Below are 19,304 nucleotides of genomic sequence, written 5' to 3'. Positions count from 1 at the left end.
ATCGCCGCTGCGCGAATTGACCTGAACGTCTCCCCGGCGTGACTTCGCCTCGCTTCCATCCTTCCCCTGCCCCTCCTGGTGCAGATACTGCACCCGCCGCTCGGCGCTCCCCACCACCACCTGCGCCACCATCAGCCCGTCGGCGCTGCATGGATATCCAATGTCACGACACGCGCCAGGCGGAAGCGGCTGATCCTCGTTCAGGTAGTCCTTGCTCGCTTCTACTCGGGTGCGACTCGAACAACCACACCATGGGCCTGCGGCACGAACCCGTCGGGCCACACGGTGAAGTCGTCGGCCCGCGCGCCCCTCAAGTCTGCTTGGCCGAGGTCGATCGCTCTGAGGTCCGCCCCATCGAACACCGCTCCACTGAAGCGAGCCCGTCCCACATCCGCGCCACGGAGCTTGGCCCTGGTAAAATCCGCTCCCTCGAATCCTCCGCTTCTCATGAAAGCGCCTGATAGGTCCGCATCAACGAATCTGGCGCGAGCAGCATTGCACGCGGGGAGCTTTGCATGCGCCAGATTCGCCTCGTCCAGGACGGCTCCGTCCAGCCGTGCTGAGCGAAGATCCGCACCGGACAGATCGGCGTGCCTCAGGTCTTCTCCTTCTAGCAGCGCTCGGTGAAGATTGAGGCCGGAAAGTTTGGCACCGTTAAGTGCTGAGATTTCAACATGAACGTCGTCGCCGGTTTCGCAACGGATGATGATCATGGCCACACCTTTGGATCTACTGGAATTTCATCCCAGAAAATCACATTGCCGGGCCGCCCCCTGCCCATGGCTGAATTGCAGGTTCCTGCCCGAATACTCTCCCGGCAATATAGCGACGGTTGCCGTACACGATTATCCGACCATCGACCTTGATGGCAGGAGCGACATCACCCGCCAAGAGCTTGTCGACGTAGTTCTGAATGGTCGGCAATGAGACACCTCCCGACTGCTGCGATGCCAGGGGCGCGCCCCTCATCGCCTGCCGGATCACCTCCTCGGTGACTTGTGATCCACTGCTGATCTTGGGCGCTCCCCCCTGTATTCCCCCACCCGCCCGCGGCCCCGCCCCCAGCCCCTCGCCGAAGCTGGCCCCCGCGGACGCGGCTATCATCAGCCCATCGGCGATCCTCCCTGGGTCGTGCCGGTGCAGCCCCTCCAGCACCCAGACATCGCCCAGGATGGCCGGCACCGCCTTCGCCGTGAAGCTCGCCGCGTTCGCCGCCGCCATCTGCGTCGACGTCATCCCGATCGTGCTGCCGAACACCGACAGCTCCTCGAGCGCCAGCAGCGCGTAGCCGCCCGACCAGACCAGCAGCGCCGCGCCCGCGCCGACCATCGCCCATTGGGTCACGCGGAACGTGTCCCGCTGCAGCGTCTCGTAGTACAGCCGATCCTGCCGCGCCCGCTCGTTCACCAGTTGCACGAGCAAGCTGCCGTGGCCCGGGTCGACCCCAGCACCCTGAAACCCGTCCGCGTCCGACCTGACGACCGACGGCGGCGGAGGCGGACCGATGTCGCCGGAGTCAGAGCTCCACTCGCTGGTGTAAGGGTTCCCATCATCCCCACCTCCGCCGCCCCCGGAGATGATGGTGACTCCACCGCCGCCCCCACTCCACGGCGGCTGCCGCGGCGTCCACGGCGCGCACGTCGTGCAGTCCGGACCCGTCGGCTCGTAGCCCGTCGGATCCACGAGGTTCAGCGGATCGTTGAGCACATAGCTATACCGGTTGTAGCTCTGCCCGAACAGCGGCGCCGACACCAGCGGATCGGGCGTCAGCACCCGCTTCAGCTTCGGGTCGTAGATCCGACTCTTCCCCGCTTCGTTGAAATCGAGCCAGACGCGCCGCTCCGCCGAGTGCGTCACCCCAAGCGTCGTCGGCGTCACCTGCTCCCATGCAGGTAGCGACAAGAGCCACGAGCCCCCAGTCGGCGCTCATCCTAGGGCACATCAAGTTCACGAGCTTCCCTGCCATCTGACAATGACATCCCCCACTCGCCGAGCTTACGCTCCACATCCTCCAGCGTCGCAAACCAATATCTGTCTTTCCGACGATAATCTTCTTCCGTCTCATAGCCCCCCGCATCGTGCACCTCTCGCTTCAATTCAATAACCATGAGCAGATATGGCTCTCGTTCGCGCCTCCGCTCTTCGGCCACATACACAGAATCGCTGTCGTGACCCAACACCTCAAGCAGTCGCCGGTTAGGGTTCAATTTACTAAGCACGATCCATCCCAAATACTCAGGATCGCTCGTCTGCTTTACGAATCCGACTCGTTGCCCCTGATCGAGCATTGCGTCAATCTCTTGCCTGTCCATAATACGCCTTTTCAGAAAAAGATCCGAAAGATGCTACCGTCTTCCGTATGCACCTGGAGATGAGAGCGGCCGTCGTGCTGAGTATCTGCCATGTCCCAATGATAAGTTCCATATTTACCGCCCGGCAGCATCTCCCGAACCTGTCTTCCCGTCATACCTGTAGTATTCCTAAATCCCTTGCCGTGGAACAACCCGATGAAGATTTCACCAGCTTCATCTCGACCATTCACGATCACTTCGTTTGTACCTCGGGCGATCTGATCAGCGGCGTCCGCCACACGCTTGCTCGACCATGCGATGTACCTTCGCTCCGCGGCGCCCCCACCCGCCCGCGGCCCCGCCCCCAGGCCCTCGCCGAAGCTGGCCCCCGCGGACGCGGCTATCATCAACCCATCGGCGATCCTCCCCGGGTCGTGCCGGTGCAGCCCCTCCAGCACCCACACCTCGCCCAGGATGGCCGGCACCGCCTTCGCCGTGAAGCTCGCCGCGTTCGCCGCCGCCATCTGCGTCGACGTCATCCCGATCGTGCTGCCGAACACCGACAGCTCCTCGAGCGCCAGCAGCGCGTAGCCGCCCGACCAGACCAGCAGCGCCGCGCCTGCGCCGACCATCGCCCACTGGGTCACGCGGAACGTGTCCCGCTGCAGCGTTTCGTAGTACAGCCGATCCTGCCGCGCCCGCTCGTTCACCAGTTGCACGAGCAAGCTGCCCTGACCCGGCTCGACCCCAGCACCCTGGAACCCGTCCACGTCCGACCTGACGACCGACGGAGGCGGCGGCGGACCGATATCGCCGGCGTCAGAGCTCCACTCGCTGGTGTAAGGATTCCCATCATCCCCGTCTCCGCTGCCCCCGGAGATGATGGTGACTCCACCGCCGCCCCCGCTCCACGGCGGCTGCCGGGGCGTCCACGGCGCGCACGTCGTGCAGTCCGGCCCCGTCGGCTCGTAGCCCGTCGGATCCGCGAGGTTCAGCGGATCGTTGAGCACATAGCTATACCGGTTGTAGCTCTGCCCGAACAGCGGCGCCGACACCAGCGGATCGGGCGTCAGCACCCGCTTCAGCTTCGGGTCGTAGATCCGCCCCTTCATGTTGATCAGCCCGAGATCGTCGTCGTGCTCGTGCCCGGTCAGCCCAAGCCGCAGCTCCCCCGGCGGCCCGCCCACCGGCGCGCCGTATCGCTCGATCCGCCTCCCGAACGGCTCGTAGTACGCGTACGCCGACTTCTCCGCGCTCCCGTCCGCCTCCGTCACGAGCGTCACGCTTCCCTGCGCGTCTCAAGCTCATCGGCCTTTCGTGTGCCACCAGTGCGAGCAGCCATCCTTACACTCTTCCTTCCGACGTCGCTCGTCCGCAACTTGAAACAACGCAGATAACAGCCGAAACGACTTCTCATGCTCCGCGAGTGGCAGTCCCAAGACTTTCGCAGCTTGAATTTGGAGTCGCCCGTTCCTCAGGAGCGCGCACGGTGTAAAGCCCGGCTTGAGCTGCGCCCGAGCGATGGCGACATCCACATCGCTCTCGCGAGCTCCAGCCTGAGCAGCGAAGAACCAGAGTTTGCCGAGAACGTCTAGCTGCTCGCCTTCCGCAAGCCCGCTGAACCAGCGATGTCCTTCCTCTTTCGTCACAAGCCCTTGTGCCAGTTGGTTCAACAAATTCTCGTAATTGTTCATGTCACACGCCTCGCCATAGTTCACCGCGGGTCGCGCGGCGACACAGCGGGACCGGAGAGCCCGGACTACGGGTCTTCCGAGATGGCCACCGCGATGCGCTGGGGCGGCAGGGGGAAGGTCACGACGATGATCGGGAGCGGTGGTGAGACGAGCCGGCCGTCCTCGTCGACGTCCTGGTAGGGCCCCCCTCCCCGGTCGCAGCCGCCTGTCGTCAGGTACGCTCAGCGATCCGCGCTGCTCGCCGCCGGCACCGCCGCCTTCTGCGCCGCACCCGGGCGCGCGCCGCCCTTGATGCGCGCCTCCGTCACGACCTCGTCCCACTGCGCGTCGTAGCCCTCGAAGTGGACCCGGTACGACCCCGGGGCGACGACGCCGGTGATCACGGCGGGCTTGTACGACCCCTTCCACTCGACCTCGACGCGATCGCCGACCTTCCGCGCGCCGCCCGCGCCGGAGGCGCGCTGCTCCTCCTCGCGCATCCGGCGGGCGCTCCCCTCGTGCAGGCATTGCTCGCGATGGCAGGCGAGGCCCGAGGCGCAGTCGTCGTCAGCGCGGCACGGAGATCCGAGCGGCGCCTTCTTCCCGCAGGCGGCGAGCGCCGCAGGGAAGGCGACGAGGACCACGAGCGCTCTCAGAAGGGTGAAAGCTCGAACGCGCACGACCCCGCATCCCAGCAGAGCGGCCGCAGCCCGACAACAGAGATCGCAACGACCGTGGCCGGCATCGCCTCCATGCCGCCCCCCTGCCGGCGGCGCCCCGCTCTGCTATGGTCGCCCCCGCTGTGCGACTGCTCGCCGCCCTCGCGCCCGTGGCCCTGCTCGTCGCGGCGCCGCCGCTCCTGGGCTGCGGCGGCGCCTCCTCGACGGACGCGGGCGTGTGCGCGGGCGCGGGCGTCTGCGGCGCCGGGCACTGCGTCGTGGGGCGCTGCCGGCCGGCGGGCGCCCTCCCCTCGCCCGTCGACGCGCGCCGGGTGCTGCTCCCGCCCGCGGACCTCGCCGTGCTCCAGGAAGACGGCGACGCCGCGGCCGCGCCCGGCGTCCCCGACGCCATCGCGCTCGGGCGCGCCAGGACCGGCGATGTCGTCCTGCTGCTCCGGTTCGCGCCGACCTTCGGCGTCGACGCGGACATCGCGAGCGCCTTCGTCGTGCTGGAGCCGGTCCCCCTCGCGCCGCCCGCCGAGCGCGCCCTCACCCTCGAGGTCGCGCGCATCCTCGAGCCGTGGCGCTCCGAGACGGCGACGTGGGGCCGGCAGCCCCGCCTGTCGATCCCGGAGCCCGCCGCCGTCGCGCGGCGCCTCCCCACGGCGCCGCTGCGGATCGACGTCACCTCGCTGGTGCGCGGCTGGGCCAGGCGGCGCATGGACGACCACGGCATCGCCATCGTCGCGCCGGGCCGCGACGCCGTCGGGGCGGCCTACTCGATGGGCATCTCCCAGGGCACCGGCCCGCAGCTCGAGGTGTACGTACGGTGAGCTCCGGCCACGACGACGAGGACGACGACCTCGGCGGGCGCCCGTCTCTCCCGCTGCCCCTCGTCCGCCACGACGCCGGCCGGGGCAGGCCCTCCACGCCGAGCGTCCCGCCGGCGCCCGGCGCGCCGTCGTCGCCGGGCGCGCCCCCCGTGTCCGGCGCCTCGTCGTCGCCCGGCGCCCCGACCTCGCCGACCGTCCCCACGTCCGCGCGCGGCGCCCCGCCCGTCTCCGGCGCCCCCGCGCCCAGCTCCCCGACGTCCGCGCGCGGCCTCCCGCGCGTCGCCGGCGCCGCCGCGCCCGGCGCCGCCGCGCCCGGCGCCCCCACCTCCTCGCGCGGCTCCCTCGACGACGACGAGCCCGCCGTCACCCAGCGCTCGACCGCGAGCGTCCGCCCCTTCCCGCTCGTCCGCACCGCGCCGCCCCCGACGGCCGAGGCGGCCGCGCCCGCGGAGGCGCTGCTCAAGGTCAGCGACCTCCGCGTCTCGTTCACCGCCGACGGCCGCGTCACGCGCGTGCTCGACCGCGTCTCGTTCACGGTGCCGCGCGGGCGCACCGTGGCGCTCGTCGGCGAGTCGGGCTGCGGCAAGACGATCACCGCGCTCAGCATCCTGCGGCTCCTGCCCGCGCCGTACGCGTCGATCGACGGCGGCTCGATCGAGCTCGACGGCCAGGACCTCCTCGCGCTCGGCGAGCGCGAGATGCGCGCCGTCCGCGGCGGGAAGATCGGCATGATCTTCCAGGAGCCGATGACCTCGCTCAACCCCGTGTACACGGTCAGCGCCCAGATCGCCGAGGCGATCCGCCTGCACCGGCCCATGTCCCGCGGCGACGCCCGGCTCTACGCCGTGAGCCTGCTGCGCAAGGTCGGCTTCCCCGAGCCCGAGGTCCGCGCGAACAGCTACCCGCACGAGCTGTCCGGCGGCATGCGCCAGCGCGTCATGATCGCCATGGCCCTCGCGCCCGGGCCCTCGCTGCTCATCGCCGACGAGCCGACCACCGCGCTCGACATGACCACCCAGGCGCAGATCCTCGACCTGCTCGAGCGGCTCAAGGCGGAGACGTCCATGAGCCTCCTGCTCATCGCGCACGACCTCGCCGTGGTCGGCGAGCTCGCCGACGACATCGTCGTCCTCTACGCCGGCGTCGTCGTCGAGCAGGGGCCGGCGCGCAACGTGCTCGCCGCGCCGTCGCACCCCTACACGCGCTCGCTGCTCCGGAGCATCCCCGCGCGCGGCTTCCGCCCGCACCGCGTGCGCGGCCAGCGATCGCTGCGCCTGCCGACGATCCCCGGCGGGCTGCCCGATCTGCGCGATCCGCCGCGCGGCTGCCGCTTCCAGGACCGCTGCGAGGCGGTGTTCGACCGCTGCCGCGCCGAGCCGCCGGACCTGTACGCCGTCCCGCCGGGCGCGGGGCACCACGCGGCGCGCTGCTTTCTCCTCGCCGGCGCGGGACGCCCGGGGGAGGAGGGCGCGGCGTGACGCGCGACAGCGACTTCCCGCTGCCCGCCCAGGGGGACGAGGCCGGCGCCGCCGAGGCCCGCGCCGAGAGCGCGCGCGGCGAGCGCCCGCTCGTGCAGGCGGAGCGGCTCTCGAAGCTCTACCCGGTGCGGCGCGGCCCGTTCGCGAAGCCGGCGTTCGTGCAGGCGGTGGACGGCGTGACCTTCCACGTGCACCGCGGCGAGACGCTCGGCCTGGTCGGCGAGTCGGGCTCCGGCAAGAGCACCCTCGGGCGGCTCGCGATCCGGCTCATCGAGCCCACGGTCGGCCGGGTCTTCTTCGACGGCGAGGACCTCTCCGCCATGTCGGGCCGCGCGCTCCGGGCGATGCGCCGGCGGATGCAGATCGTCTTCCAGGACCCGTACGGCTCGCTCAACCCGCGCATGACGCTGCGCGAGATCGTCGGCGAGGGCATCGTGATCCACCGCCTCGCGAGGACCCGCGACGAGGAGACCGCGATGGTCGAGGCCGCGCTGCAGAAGGTCGGCCTGCGGCCGGACATGATGGAGCGCTTCCCGCACGAGCTCTCCGGCGGCCAGCGGCAGCGGGTCGCGATTGCGCGGGCGCTCGCGGTGCGCCCGGACTTCATCGTCTGCGACGAGCCGGTGAGCGCGCTCGACCTGTCGGTGCAGGCCCAGATCGTCAACCTCCTCGAGGAGCTCCAGGACGAGCTCGCGCTGAGCCTGCTGTTCATCTCGCACGACCTCCGGGTGGTCGAGCACGTGAGCCACCGCGTGGCGGTGATGTACCTCGGCAGGATCGTCGAGCTCGGCCCGGCGCAGGGCGTCTCCGAGCGGCGGCACCACCCGTACACGCGCGCGCTCTTCGACGCGACGCCGTCGATCGACCGCGGCGGCAAGGCGCGCCGCCTGCTCCCGGGCGCGCCGGCGAGCGCGATCAACCCGCCCGAGGGCTGCGTGTTCCACCCTCGCTGCCGGAAGGCCGAGGAGGGCAAGTGCGACGTGGAGATCCCGCCGCTGGAGGAGCTCGTCCCGGGGAGCGGCCACCGCGTGGCGTGCTGGTATCCCGAGCTCGAGTGACGGCCGCCGGCCTGCGCGCGGCCGGGTGGCCCATTTCGGCACAATCGCGGAGCTGATGTCCCAGGCGCTGGCCCTGTTCTGCGCGGATCCGCGCGGGTCGCGCGAGGCATCTCTCTTGCTGCGCGTTCGCGGCCGCGCGCGAAGTGCGGCGGCGAAGTTGGAGAGGTGATCGGATGGCGAGCGACGTGCTTCGAGCGCTGATGGCAGCCCTCATATCCGGTGCGTGCCTGATGGGATGTAACGGCAGCAAGGACGGCGGGGGCACCGGCGGCGCAGGCGGCGGCGGGGGCAGCGCCAGCGATGGCGGCGGCGGGAATGCCAGCGACGGCGGCGGCGGCAATGCCAGCGACGGCGGCGGCGGCAGCGCCAGCGACGGCGGCGGCGGCAGCGCCAGTGACGGCGGCGGCGGGAATGCCAGCGACGGCGGCGGCGGCAACGCCAGCGATGGCGGCGGCGGCAGCGGCGGCTCGCCGTTCGACGAGCGGTGCGCGGTGCGCGACATCGAGGGCACGATCCCTGGCGTGAAGATCTCGATCGCGTCGAGCCGGTGCGTCTATCACGTCGGAGAGGCGGCGGAGTTCATCTACAAGGTCGTCACCGACTCGAGCGTCCCGCCCATCAGCGTCGCGGAGACCACCGGCTGCGGGCGCTGCGTCGACCCGTCGACCGATCCGCTCTCGTTCGTGTCGTACAAGATCACAGGCACCTCGTCGGCCGGCCAGCCGCAGCAGTACTGCCTGTGCGACGTCGGGTGTTGCGCTCCCGACGAGGCGGAGACCGTGCAGGTCGACGCGACGACCGCGATGGAGACGATCCGCTGGTCGGGCCGGCAGTGGAACGGGCCGTCCGACACGAGCAATCCGGAGGGGGAGCCGTTCGCGCCAGGAAACTACCACGTCGAGGTGACGTTCGACGGCCAGGCGCAGGGCACCGTGACGGCGACGCTGGGTATCCAGATCATTCCGTAGTTCCGCCCGCCAGGAGTCGGGCCAAGGATCAGGAGAGAGATTTCAACGCAAAGGCGCCAAGAGCGCAAAGACGCAAAAATGCATTATAATTTCTTTTTGCGCCTTTGCGCCTTTGCGCCTTTGCGCCTTTGCGCCTTTGCGCCTTTGCGTTGAAATCTCTCTCCTCCCTTGAGGCAGATCCCTGGCAGGATTTCTGCCCGCCTCCCTCTCCGGGGGCCGGGCGGCTCGGCAACACCTCTCGGGCAGCGCGAGCGACGTCGAGAAGCCCATCGATGTGAACCACCGAGTCCCGGAGGCACAGAGGGATGATGGACAGGCACGCTGTGCGGCCATGCGCCTCCGTGGCTCGGCGGTCGGACTTTCTGCTAAGGTCCGCGCCCCATGCACGCCTGGCGCGGACACTCCTTCGGCTCGCCCGAGATCCTTGTCTGGGAAGAGGTCGACGACCCCCCGCTCGCCGAGGGTGAGGCCCGCATCGAGGTCGCCGCGTCGGCGATCAACTTCCCCGACGTGCTCTTCACCGCGGGCGCCCATCAGGTCAGGCCGACTCCGCCGTTCGTCCCCGGCTTCGAGGTCGCCGGCCTCGTCGTCGAGAGCCGCGAGCCGTCGCTGCCGCCGGGCACCCGCGTGGCCGCGACGCTGCCCGGCTCGGGAGGGTACGCGACGCACGCGATCGCCGGCCCGCGCACGACCTACGCGCTCCCCGACGGCATGCCGTTCGAGGACGCCGCGGCGCTGACCATCACCTACCAGACTGGCTACCTCGCCCTGCACCGGCGCGCCGGCGTCAAGCCGGGCGACACCGTCCTCGTGCACGCCGGCGCGGGCGGCGTCGGCAGCGCCGCGATCCAGCTCGCCAAGGCGGCCGGCGCGACCGTCATCGCCACCGCCGGCGGCAAGGAGAAGGCGGCGGTCTGCCGCGCCCTCGGGGCAGACGTCGCGATCGACTACCGCGGCGAGGACTTCGTCGCCATCGTCAAGGACCACACCGCGGGCCGGGGCGCCGATATCATCTTCGACCCCGTCGGCGGCGACGTCTTCGATCGATCGACCAGGTGCGTCGCCTTCGAGGGGCGCATCCTGGTGATCGGCTTCGCCTCGGGCCACTTCCCCGCCGCGCGCGCGAACCACCTGCTCGTGAAGAACTATTCCGTGCTCGGCTTCTACTGGGGCACCTACAGCCGCGCCCAGCCCGCCCTGACGCGCGCCGCGCAGGACGCGCTCTACGCGATGTATCGCCAGGGCGCGATCAAGCCGCTCATCTCCGCCGCGCTGCCGATGGCCGACGCGAAGGCCGCCATGACGGCGGTCGCGTCCCGCGCGACCACCGGCAAGGTGGTGCTCACGACCCGGCGATGAGCGGCGACGAGGGGGGCGCCGCCGCCCCTCGGGAGCGCGGCAGCGGCGGTGAGCGGGGCGCCGCCGCCGCTCGGGAGCGCGGCAGCGGCGCCGGGGAAGGGGTCAGTTGCAGGCGGTCCCGGTGGACGTCTCGGGGAGCTCGCCGAGCGTGTCCTGGTCCGCCGTGGTCAGGCCGAAGCCATAGGGGAACAGCGCCTCTCCCCCGTCGTTGCGGTTGACCTTCTGGCACTCGCTCCCGGGCCACGAGAACGAGAGCTTGCCCTGGAACTGCTGCTTGCCGAACAGCACGTCGGCCACGCCGCCGCCCTCCGAGCCCGGGAGCCACGCCGCCACGAACGCGTCGGAGAGGTTCAGCTCCTTGTTCACGTAGAGCGGGCGGCCCGACAGGAACACCGTCACGATCGGCAGCGTCGGCGCGGCCGTGCGGATGGTCCGGAGCACCTCCAGGTCCTCGGGGTGGAAGAGCGCGTGCTCGAGCGTCTTGGCGTGCGCCGTCGCGTCCCCGGAGTCGCCCGAGGACTGGATATCCCCCTTCATCTCGGCATAGGGCGTCTCGCCGATCACCACGATCGCCGCGTCGAAGTTCCCCGACGAGGCCGCAGCGCCGTTGGCGCTCAGCATCGCCTGGCCGCCGCCGGACACGGCCTCCTGGATCCCCTTGAAGATGGATGTGGCGCCCGGGAAATCGGCGTTCGTGACGTCCGTGCCCTGCCACGTCCGCGACCACCCGCCGGCCTGGTTCGGGATGCTGTCCGCGGACTTGCCCGCGACGAGCACCCGCGCCGACGCCTCGAGCGGCAGCACCGAGCCCTTGTTCTTGAGCAGCACGAGCGACTTCCTCACCGCCTCGCGCGCGATCTCCCGGTGCTCCGCGGCCCCGAGCACCGCCTGCTGCCCGGCAAACATCCGCTCCGAGGGCGCGCCCTTGGTCGCCTTCGGGCCGAGCAGCCCCGCCCGCATCTTGACCCGCAGGATCCTGGTCACCGCGTCGTCGATGCGCGCCCTCTCGATCTGGCCGCCGTTCACCTGGTCGATGGTGTTCTCGTAGAACTCCTTCCACTTGTACGGGACCATGATCATGTCCACACCGGCGTTGATCGCCTCGGCGCACGAGTCCTCGGCGCAGCCCGGCACCTGCTGGTGACCGTTCCAGTCGCCGATGACGAAGCCGTCGAAGTGGAACTTCTCCTTCAGCACGCCGGTGAGCAGCTCGCCGTTGCCGTGCATCTTCTTGCCGCGGATGCTGTTGTACGACGCCATGACCGTCTGCGCGCCCGCGGGGATGGCGGACATGTAGCCCTGGCCGTGGATCGCGCACAGCTCGGTGTCGGTCGACAGGTTGTTGCCCTGGTCGTCGCCCTTGTCGGTGCCGCCGTCGCCGATGAAGTGCTTGGCCGTCGCGATGACGCGCGTGGGGCCGAAGAGATCCGCGCTGTTCGCGGCGCCCTGGATGCCCGTCACCACCCGGCCGGCGTAGCGATTCACGATCTCCGGATCCTCGGAGTAGCCCTCGTACGTGCGGCCCCACCGGTCGTCGCGCACGGTCGCGAGCGTCGGGGCGAAGGTCCAGTCGAGGCCGGTCGCCACGACCTCCTTGGCCGTCGCGGCGCCGATGCGCTCGAGCAGATCGGGGTCGTTCGCGGCGCCCAGGCCGATGTTGTGCGGGAAGAGCGTGGCGCCGCGGACATTGTTGTTGCCGTGCACCGCGTCGATGCCCCAGATGATCGGGATGCCCGCGCGGCCGCCGCTCTTGTCCACCGAGGCCTTGTAGAAGTCGTCGGCCATCGCGAGCCAGTCCGCCGCGCTCGCGCTCTTGTTCCCGCCCGGCCACGAGCCCCCGCCGTTCAGCACAGAGCCGATGTTGTACTGCCTGACCTCGGCCGGCGTGATGTAGCCGATCTCGGCCTGCACCATCTGCCCGACCTTCTCTTCGAGCGACAGCTGGCCGAGCAGCTCCGCGACGGCCGCCTCGATCGCCGGATCTTTCGCGATCTTGCTCGTCACCTCGGGCCAGCCGGCGTCGCAGGGCAAGAGGCCCGCGCTGTCGCCGGCGCCGCTGCCGCCGTCGCCGCTGCCGCCGTCACCGCTGCCGCCGTCACCGCTGCCGCCGCCGCCCGTGCTGTCGCCGGCGCCGGTGCCGCCGCCGGCCGTGCCGGAGCCGGAGCCGGAGCCGGGGCCCGTGCCGGAGCTGGTCGATGAGCCGGTCGGATTGTTCGACGTGTCGTCGCCGCAGGCGGCCGGCGCGATAACGACCGCCGCCGCCAAGATCCATGTCGCATACCGTGTGAGGCGCATAGGTGCTCCCCTCTCTGTCAGTGAGATGAAGGATGGGCTTTGAGGTGAACCGTGATAGTCAAGCAGCCCAGTCGAGCGAGGCCGGCAGGCGGCCGAGCGCGTGAACATGCGGTGAGACGAGCTCCACGCGGTGGGTGCAAGACGACATAAGACAGGACGGGAATGTTCTAATCCATGTCTCCACCGGCACGCAAGCCCCGCCTCACGCCGCCAACGAGGGGACTCCCGAGGCTCGCGCCGCGTCGTCGCGTCGTCGCGTCATTGCATGGGCGCGTCATCGCATGGGCGCGTCGTCTCGTCATCGCGTCGTCGCGTCGTGACCCCGAGCTCGATCCACGCCGGCGCTCGTGGCGCGCCGGATGACACGGCGCGTCCTGGAGGTCCTCTCGTTAACCACGGTTCGAATCGGGCCGCAATAGACAAACCCGATGGCGCAGCGCGATAATCCACCCGTGGCGTAACGCCACAATGATGCAAGAGAGCCACGGCCCGCCCATCGCTCCGGCGGAACGGGCGGCATTTCGGAGGGTGGCCGTGGATTTGCAGAACGCGCGTCGTTTCCAGGGAGATCCCGACGATGGCGAGACGCCCTCACCTTGCGATTGCCGTGCTCGTGCTTGCTCCTGCGCTCTACGCCGGCTGCGGCCAGGCGGACGCGCCCCCGTCGAATCAGGCTGCCCCGCCGGGGCAGGAGAAGAAGGTCGACACCAAGATCCTCGAGAAGGGCGCAGAGGCGCTCCAGGATCTGAGTCCCGTGCGGGCGATCGACCACTACCTGGACGGATTCCACGTGATGAAGGACAACCCGGACCATCACATGGAGGCCCATCACTACTGCAAAGGGGTCAATGAAGAGTTCACGCAGTGTGTGATCTTCGACGGGAACACGAGCGACGCGAACATCATCGGGGTCGAGTACATCATCTCCGAGGCGATGTTCGAGGGCCTGGCGGAGGACGAGAAGAAGCGCTGGCACCCGCACAACTACGAGATCCTCTCAGGTCAGCTGATCCTGCCCGGCGTACCTGCGGTGGCCGAGAAGGCGGCGCTCAAGAAGAAGATGAACAGCTACGGCAAGACGTGGCACATCTGGGACACGGGGCACCTGGGGCACCCGGCCGCGCACAGCCTTCCCGTCGGCGAGCCGCTCCTCGCCTGGTCGTACAACCGCGACGGGGAGATGCCGGCCGCCCTCGTGGAGGCGCGCGACAAGCGGACCGGGATCAGCACCGCAGAGAAGCGGAAAGAGCGCGCCGATCTCGCCGCCACCGCGAACCCGCAGCGGGGCGCGGACGATCTCAAGTCCAGGTTTCCGAACGCGACCGGCGCTCCGGAGGGCGTCCGGGCGAAGTGACGCCGCTGCGAGCAAGGCCGCAGGCGGCGAGGGGATCGCACGAGAGCTGACCTGCGGGACCGCGGGAAGACAGCGCGGCGGGACGACAGAGCGCCCTCGAGGACGCGGGCCAGTACGGCAGAGAGCCGGCCGGCGGGCTCGAGCAATGGCCGCCGGGATTCAATGGAAGCGTAATCCACCGCTGTGGCAACCATAAAATCTTGTATCCACTGTTGGCGGCATTTACCGGCGAGCGCGTGCGCGCTTATTCTCCGCGCATGCTCTTTATTCCGCGGACTTCGATCCGTTTGTTCATGACCACCGGCGCGCTGATCGTCGCGCTCGCCGGGTGCGGTGACGACGACCCGGGCACGGTGGCAGGCAGCGGCGGCACAGGTGGTGAGGCCGGCGGCAGCACCACCAGCTCCGGAACGGGAACTGGCGGCGAAGGCGGCGCGACCGGCACCGGCGGCGAGGGCGGCGCGACCGGCACCGGCGGCGAGGGCGGTGCGACCGGCACCGGCGGCGAGGGCGGCGCGACAGGCACCGGCGGCGAGGGCGGCGCGACCGGCACCGGCGGCGAGGGCGGCGCGACAGGCACCGGCGGCGAGGGCGGCGCGACCGGCACCGGAGCTGGCACCGGCGGCGCGGGCGGCGATTCGACGACCACCACGACCACCACGACCAGCACGACCACCACCTCCGTCGCGGTCGGCGCAGGCGGTTCGGGAGGCGATGCATCCACCGTCGGCGCAGGCGGCACGGGCGGCGATCCCACCACCACGGCGACCAGCACGTCCGTCGCGGTCGGCGCTGGCGGCGCCGGTGGCGAGTCCTCCTCCGTCGCGGTCGGCGCTGGCGGCGCGGGCGGCGAGTCCTCCTCCGTCGCGGTCGGCGCCGGCGGCGCGGGCGGCGAGTCCTCCTCCGTCGCGGTCGGCGCCGGCGGCGCGGGCGGCGAGTCCTCCTCCGTCGCGGTCGGCGTCGGCGGCGCGGGCGGCGAGTCCTCCACCGTCGGCGGTACGGGCGGCGCGGGCGGCGAGTCCTCCGCCGTCGCTGTCGGCGTCGGCGGCGCGGGCGGCGAGTCCTCCACCGTCGGCGGTACGGGCGGCGCTGGCGGCGAGTCCTCCTCCGTCGCGGTCGGCGCTGGCGGCGCGGGTGGCGACACCTCCTCCGGCGGCGCCGGCGGCGGTGAGGGCGGCGCCGGCGGCGGTGAGGGCGGCGCCGGCGGCGACACCAGCGAGCCCGTGCGATGGGCCGACGTGGAGCCGATCCTGCTGGCGAAGTGCGCGCCCTGCCACACCCGGGCGGAATCGCCGTCCAGCGGCTTCTCGATCACCTACGCGTCCTCGCAGCTCCCCGCGAACTCCGACCCGTGCGTCACGAAGGACCCAGTGACGGGCGAAATCCTGACGGCGCTGACGCAGGGGGCATGCACCATCATCCGCATCCAGAGCGGATCCATGCCGCGCGGCAAAGGATGCACCGGCGACCCGGCGGACGACGCCGGAAATGCAGCCTGCCTGACCGAGGCGGAGCAGCAGACGCTCATCGACTGGATCGTCGACGGCCAGCTCGACTGACCCGAGGAGGCGCGGCCCCCACGGCCGCGCCTCACCTCACCGCGGCGGCTCCAGTCACCGCGGCTGCTCCAGGAGCACGCCGTCCTCATAGGCCTGGATGAGCCGCTCCAGGATCTCGATCTCCCGCGCCAGCTCCTCCCCCTTCTCCGTGTCGCCCACCGTGCGCGCGGCCTCGTAGACCTCCACGTCCGATATCTCGGGGATGATGTCCTCCCCCGTCTCCACCGCCTGCTCCACCGACGTGAAATGGTGGTGCTGCGCGAGCCGCGCCCCGCTCGCCTCGAGCACGAGCGTGTAGCCCTTGTCGCCGTAGGCCTCCGAGAACGCGCCGTCGATCGTCACCGCGCGGTGCGACGCCTTGATCGGCGACTCGCCCTGCTCGACCCGCACCGGCACATGCCCGTTCACGATGAGCCCGCGCTCCTCGTCCAGCCCGAACTCGCGGCACACCCGGGTGCAGAAGCCGGCGTCGTGGATCAGGTGGAAATACGGGTTCTTCGTCTCGCGGTGCGTCCTCGCGTCGGCGACGAAGTACGACTCGAAGGTCGTCATCCGGTCCTTGCCGAACATCGGGGAGAGCGGCCCCGTCCACAGGTACCAGAGCAGGTCGACGTCCTCCTGCGCCCGCGCCCGGAAGGCACGGCGCACCGCGCGCTCCAGCGCGTCGAACAGCGCCCTGCCGCGGCGGGGCTCGCCGTCCACCGCGAACGGGAGGAGCTCGCCCGCGCCGTCCACAGGGACACAGCCGTGGAAGATGAGCGCGCGATCGCGCCGGAGCCACGTCGTCCCCTGCTGCACCATCCAGCGCATCCGACGGGCGAGCACAGGGCTCTTCAGGAAAGACTCCTTCAAGAGTGCGATGCACGCCGCCTCGTCCGGCGTGAGCGCGTAAGGGTCGCCCGGATCGAGCGTCGGGAAGCGCGCGTCGAGGAGCGGGTATACCTCGCCGTCGATCGCGACCGTGCCCGCGCGCTGGTCGATGCGGTGCAGGAGGCAGCGGTGATCGAGCGCGTAGTCAGGGCGCCGACGGCAGAGCTGCCCCTCCAGCTTGAACTGCAGGACGGCCATGGCCTTCTGCATCCGCGCCATCAGCAGCGCGTCGCGCAGCCCCTCGCCCCGCACCGCGAAGCGCTCCGCGGGGTCGTCGGCGTAGGCGGTGCGCGCGAGCCGTTCGACCGGCGCGACGGGGATGCCGAAGCCCTCCTCGAGCTGCGAGAGGCGGCCGTAGCGCAGCGAGAGCCGGACCACGGTGGCGATGAGCGCCTCGTGGCCGAGGCTCGCGCCCATCCAGCTCACGTCGTGGTTGCCCCAGACCACCCGCGCGCGCGGCTGGCGCATCAGGTACTCGAGCACCTTGTCCAGCCGGGGGCCGCGATCGCCGAGATCGCCCGCCACCACGAGCTCGAAGACCGTGAGGTTCCGGATCGCCCGCGCGGCGGCGCGCAGGAGCTCGATCTCGCGGCCGTGCTGCACGAAGGGCTCGACGAGCGCGTCGAGGTAGCCGCCCTCGTCCGGCGCGGCGCGCGCCGACACGAGCTCGCGGAGCAGGCCGCGCATGTCGGCGGGGAACGCCTGGTCCACCTGGCGGAGCGTGTAGCGCCGCGACAGCTCGCGGATCACCTCGACCTCGCGCGCGAGCGTCCAGCGCAGGTACGCGCGCCGCTCCGCCTCGGCGCCGCGCGCCACGGGGGCGTAGCTCTCGCGGGGATAGTAGATGACCGAGAGCAGCGCGCGCTTCTCGCCGGCCGTGAGCCGGTCGCCGAACACGCGCTCGACCAGCGGCCGCAGGCTGCCCGAGGCGTTGTTGATGATGTGCTTCAGCTTCCTGTGCTCGCCGTGCACGTCGCTGACGACATGCACCGTCCCCTTGGGGAGCGACAGGATCGCCCGGAGATGGCCGATCTCGGCCAGCGCGGCCTCCGTGGTGGGGTACCGGCCCGCGAGGGCGCGGAGGAGCGGCAGCTCCCGCGTGTCGAGCATGGCGCCGGAGCATAGAGCAAAGCGGCGGGCCGCCGCAGCCGACGCGCGGCCTCGTCGGATCCGACGGCCGCCGGCCGCGAGCGCGCAGGCCTGCTCCGCCGCGTTTCTCCTTGCGACAAAGCGGCGCCCGACTAGGCAATGCATCGGGGGCGATGCACGCGTTGAGACCCATGGATCCCTGCCTGACGGCAGGGCCTGACGGGAACGGCTCCACCAGGCCCGAGCGCCTGGCGCGAGGGGCCGGACCCCTGCTCCGAGGGCAGAACCGGATCCTCCGGATGGTCGCGTCCGGAGAGCCGCTCTCCCGTGTGCTCGACGAGCTCATCCGCTTCATGGAGGCCCAGTCGGGCCGCGCGCTCTGCTCCGTCCTCCTCGTCGACGAGTCGAGGACGCACCTCCGCTGGGCCTCGGCGCCCAGCCTGCCGGAGGCGTACAACCAGGATGTCGACGGGCTGAGCATCGGCGCCGTGAGCGGCTCGTGCGGCACCGCCGTGTTCCGCAAGCAGACCGTCGTCGTCTCGGACATCGAGCGCGACCCGCTCTGGGCGCGATCGCGCGATCTCGCGCTCTCCCACGGCCTCAGGGCGTGCACCTCGGTGCCCATCCTCGACCGCGAGGGCGAGGCGCTCGGCACGTTCGCCTTCTATTACCGCGAGGCGCGCGGACCGAGCGCGCGCGACCTTGGCCTCATCGAGATCTCCAAGGATCTCGCGGGGATCGCGATCGAACACAGCCGCAGCGCCGCGCGCATCGAGGAGGCGCTCCGCGCGCGCGACAACTTCCTCGCCGTGGCCTCCCACGAGCTGAAGACGCCGATCGCGACCCTCCTCTTGCAGATCACCTCGCTGGAGCGCCTCCAGCGCGCGGCGGGGGCGATCCCCATCCAGGAGATCGCGCCCAAGCTGGGCAACCTGGGGCGGCAGGGGAAGAAGCTCCTCAAGCTGGTCGAGCAGCTCCTCGACGCGACGCAGCTCCTCTCCGGCCGGCTCGAGATCGAGCGCGCGCCGGTCGATCTCGCCCAGACCGTGCGCGACGTCGTGGAGCGGCTCCTGGACGGCGTGGTGGAGGTCGCGCCGGAGGTCGAGCTCCACGCGGACGGGCCGGTGCTCTGCGAGGGCGACAGCTTCCGGATCGAGCAGGTGGTGGTGAACCTGCTGTCGAACGCGTGGAAGTTCGGCCGCGGGGCGCCCGTCGAGATCACCGTCGAGCAGGGCGACGGGGCCGCGCGCCTGCTCGTCCGCGACCGCGGCATCGGCATCGCGCCGGAGGACCAGGCGCGCATCTTCCAGCAGTTCGAGCGCGCCGTCTCGGTGCGCAACTACGGCGGCCTCGGCCTTGGCCTGTGGCTGACACGACAGCTCGTGGAGAGGATGCGAGGCCGCATCTCCGTGCAGAGCGAGCTCGACGCCGGCTCCACCTTCACCGTGGAACTCCCCGTGCCCCATGAGCAAGTCTGTCCTGATCATCGATGACGACGTCGATCTCGCGATCACCCTGGCCGAGACGCTGTGCGAGCTCGGGTACGAGGCGACGCCCTATTTCAGCGGCCGAGAGGCGCTCGATCGCCTCTCGGAGGGCGCGCGGCCGGCCGTGATCCTGCTCGATCTGATGATGCCGAAGATGAACGGCTGGAAGGTGTGCGACGAGCTCATGGCCGTCCCCGGGCTCGGGGAGATCCCCGTCGTGATCATGACCGCGGCGTCGAACATCAAGCAGCCGATGCCGACGCACGCGCGCGACGTGATCAGCAAGCCGTTCGAGCTCGACGCGCTGCTCAGGACCATCGACGCCGCGTGA

Annotated in this window: 17 protein-coding genes; 9 read left to right on the top strand and 8 right to left on the bottom strand. The window is 70.7% G+C overall.

Annotation, left to right across the window (positions count from 1 at the left end; all coding sequences use genetic code 11):
• Positions 1–221: 221 nt before the first annotated feature.
• From WME96_RS45170 to WME96_RS45145, 6 genes are all read right to left on the bottom strand, one after another.
• Positions 222–713: a pentapeptide repeat-containing protein gene (locus WME96_RS45170; RefSeq protein WP_437287731.1), complete on the bottom strand. Its 492-nt coding sequence runs from the start codon at positions 711–713 to the stop codon at positions 222–224.
• Positions 714–753: 40 nt separating this feature from the next.
• Positions 754–1,878 carry an RHS repeat-associated core domain-containing protein gene (locus WME96_RS45165; RefSeq protein WP_437287730.1) on the bottom strand — a complete coding sequence of 375 codons (1,125 nt, stop codon included), beginning with the start codon at positions 1,876–1,878 and terminating at the stop codon, positions 754–756.
• Positions 1,879–1,931: 53 nt separating this feature from the next.
• Complete coding sequence (locus WME96_RS45160) at positions 1,932–2,312, bottom strand: hypothetical protein (RefSeq protein WP_437287729.1); 381 nt, start codon at positions 2,310–2,312, stop codon at positions 1,932–1,934.
• An 11-nt stretch (positions 2,313–2,323) separates the two neighbouring features.
• Entirely contained in the window at positions 2,324–3,574 is a 1,251-nt protein-coding gene (locus WME96_RS45155) for an RHS repeat-associated core domain-containing protein (protein ID WP_437287728.1), read from the bottom strand.
• 21 nt (positions 3,575–3,595) lie between these two features.
• The gene (locus WME96_RS45150) at positions 3,596–3,985 is read right to left on the bottom strand and encodes a DUF5958 family protein (protein WP_437287727.1); all 390 of its coding nucleotides are present in this window, start codon (positions 3,983–3,985) and stop codon (positions 3,596–3,598) included.
• Between the two features lie 221 nt (positions 3,986–4,206).
• Positions 4,207–4,644 (bottom strand): hypothetical protein, encoded by a 438-nt coding sequence (locus WME96_RS45145; protein WP_437287726.1) that lies wholly within the window; start codon positions 4,642–4,644, stop codon positions 4,207–4,209.
• Positions 4,645–4,766: 122 nt separating this feature from the next.
• Here WME96_RS45145 and WME96_RS45140 point away from each other — a divergent pair, with 122 nt between their 5' ends.
• The 5 genes from WME96_RS45140 to WME96_RS45120 all read left to right on the top strand — a co-directional run bounded on the left by WME96_RS45140 (position 4,767) and on the right by WME96_RS45120 (position 10,319).
• Positions 4,767–5,456, top strand: coding sequence for a hypothetical protein (locus tag WME96_RS45140; protein ID WP_437287725.1), 690 nt, complete (start codon positions 4,767–4,769; stop codon positions 5,454–5,456).
• Positions 5,453–6,934 carry an ABC transporter ATP-binding protein gene (locus tag WME96_RS45135; RefSeq protein ID WP_437287724.1) on the top strand — a complete coding sequence of 494 codons (1,482 nt, stop codon included), beginning with the start codon at positions 5,453–5,455 and terminating at the stop codon, positions 6,932–6,934. The genes WME96_RS45140 and WME96_RS45135 overlap by 4 nt, the downstream gene beginning before the upstream one ends.
• Positions 6,931–7,992 carry an ABC transporter ATP-binding protein gene (locus WME96_RS45130; protein WP_437287723.1) on the top strand — a complete coding sequence of 354 codons (1,062 nt, stop codon included), beginning with the start codon at positions 6,931–6,933 and terminating at the stop codon, positions 7,990–7,992. Before WME96_RS45135 ends, WME96_RS45130 begins: the two co-directional genes overlap by 4 nt.
• 200 nt (positions 7,993–8,192) lie before the next feature.
• Positions 8,193–8,960, top strand: coding sequence for a hypothetical protein (locus WME96_RS45125; RefSeq protein ID WP_437287722.1), 768 nt, complete (start codon positions 8,193–8,195; stop codon positions 8,958–8,960).
• A gap of 381 nt (positions 8,961–9,341) precedes the next feature.
• The gene (locus WME96_RS45120; protein ID WP_437287721.1) at positions 9,342–10,319 is read left to right on the top strand and encodes an NADPH:quinone oxidoreductase family protein; all 978 of its coding nucleotides are present in this window, start codon (positions 9,342–9,344) and stop codon (positions 10,317–10,319) included.
• A gap of 102 nt (positions 10,320–10,421) precedes the next feature.
• Here the strand turns inward: WME96_RS45120 and WME96_RS45115 are convergent, their stop codons facing one another.
• Positions 10,422–12,614, bottom strand: coding sequence for a glycoside hydrolase family 3 protein (locus WME96_RS45115; protein WP_437287720.1), 2,193 nt, complete (start codon positions 12,612–12,614; stop codon positions 10,422–10,424).
• 607 nt (positions 12,615–13,221) lie between these two features.
• On the opposite strand from WME96_RS45115, the gene WME96_RS45110 reads away from it, so the two are divergent.
• On the top strand, positions 13,222–13,968 hold the full coding sequence (locus tag WME96_RS45110) for an OBAP family protein (RefSeq protein ID WP_437287719.1): 747 nt from the start codon (positions 13,222–13,224) through the stop codon (positions 13,966–13,968).
• A 293-nt stretch (positions 13,969–14,261) separates the two neighbouring features.
• Positions 14,262–15,527, top strand: coding sequence for a hypothetical protein (locus WME96_RS45105; protein WP_437287718.1), 1,266 nt, complete (start codon positions 14,262–14,264; stop codon positions 15,525–15,527).
• A 54-nt stretch (positions 15,528–15,581) separates the two neighbouring features.
• On the opposite strand, the gene WME96_RS45100 is transcribed toward WME96_RS45105, so the two are convergent.
• A complete protein-coding gene (locus tag WME96_RS45100; RefSeq protein ID WP_437287717.1) occupies positions 15,582–17,507 on the bottom strand; it encodes a fructose-bisphosphatase class III in 1,926 nt (641 codons plus the stop codon).
• Positions 17,508–17,677: 170 nt separating this feature from the next.
• Here WME96_RS45100 and WME96_RS45095 point away from each other — a divergent pair, with 170 nt between their 5' ends.
• Both WME96_RS45095 and WME96_RS45090 read left to right on the top strand, forming a co-directional pair.
• The gene (locus WME96_RS45095; protein ID WP_437287716.1) at positions 17,678–18,979 is read left to right on the top strand and encodes a sensor histidine kinase; all 1,302 of its coding nucleotides are present in this window, start codon (positions 17,678–17,680) and stop codon (positions 18,977–18,979) included.
• Positions 18,951–19,304, top strand: coding sequence for a response regulator (locus WME96_RS45090; protein ID WP_437287715.1), 354 nt, complete (start codon positions 18,951–18,953; stop codon positions 19,302–19,304). The genes WME96_RS45095 and WME96_RS45090 overlap by 29 nt, the downstream gene beginning before the upstream one ends.

It is taken from the genome of Sorangium sp. So ce406 (assembly GCF_051474675.1).
GTDB classification, from domain to species: Bacteria; Myxococcota_A; Polyangia; order Polyangiales; family Polyangiaceae; genus Sorangium; species Sorangium cellulosum_G.
This window is presented reverse-complemented; position numbering and strand designations above follow the sequence as displayed.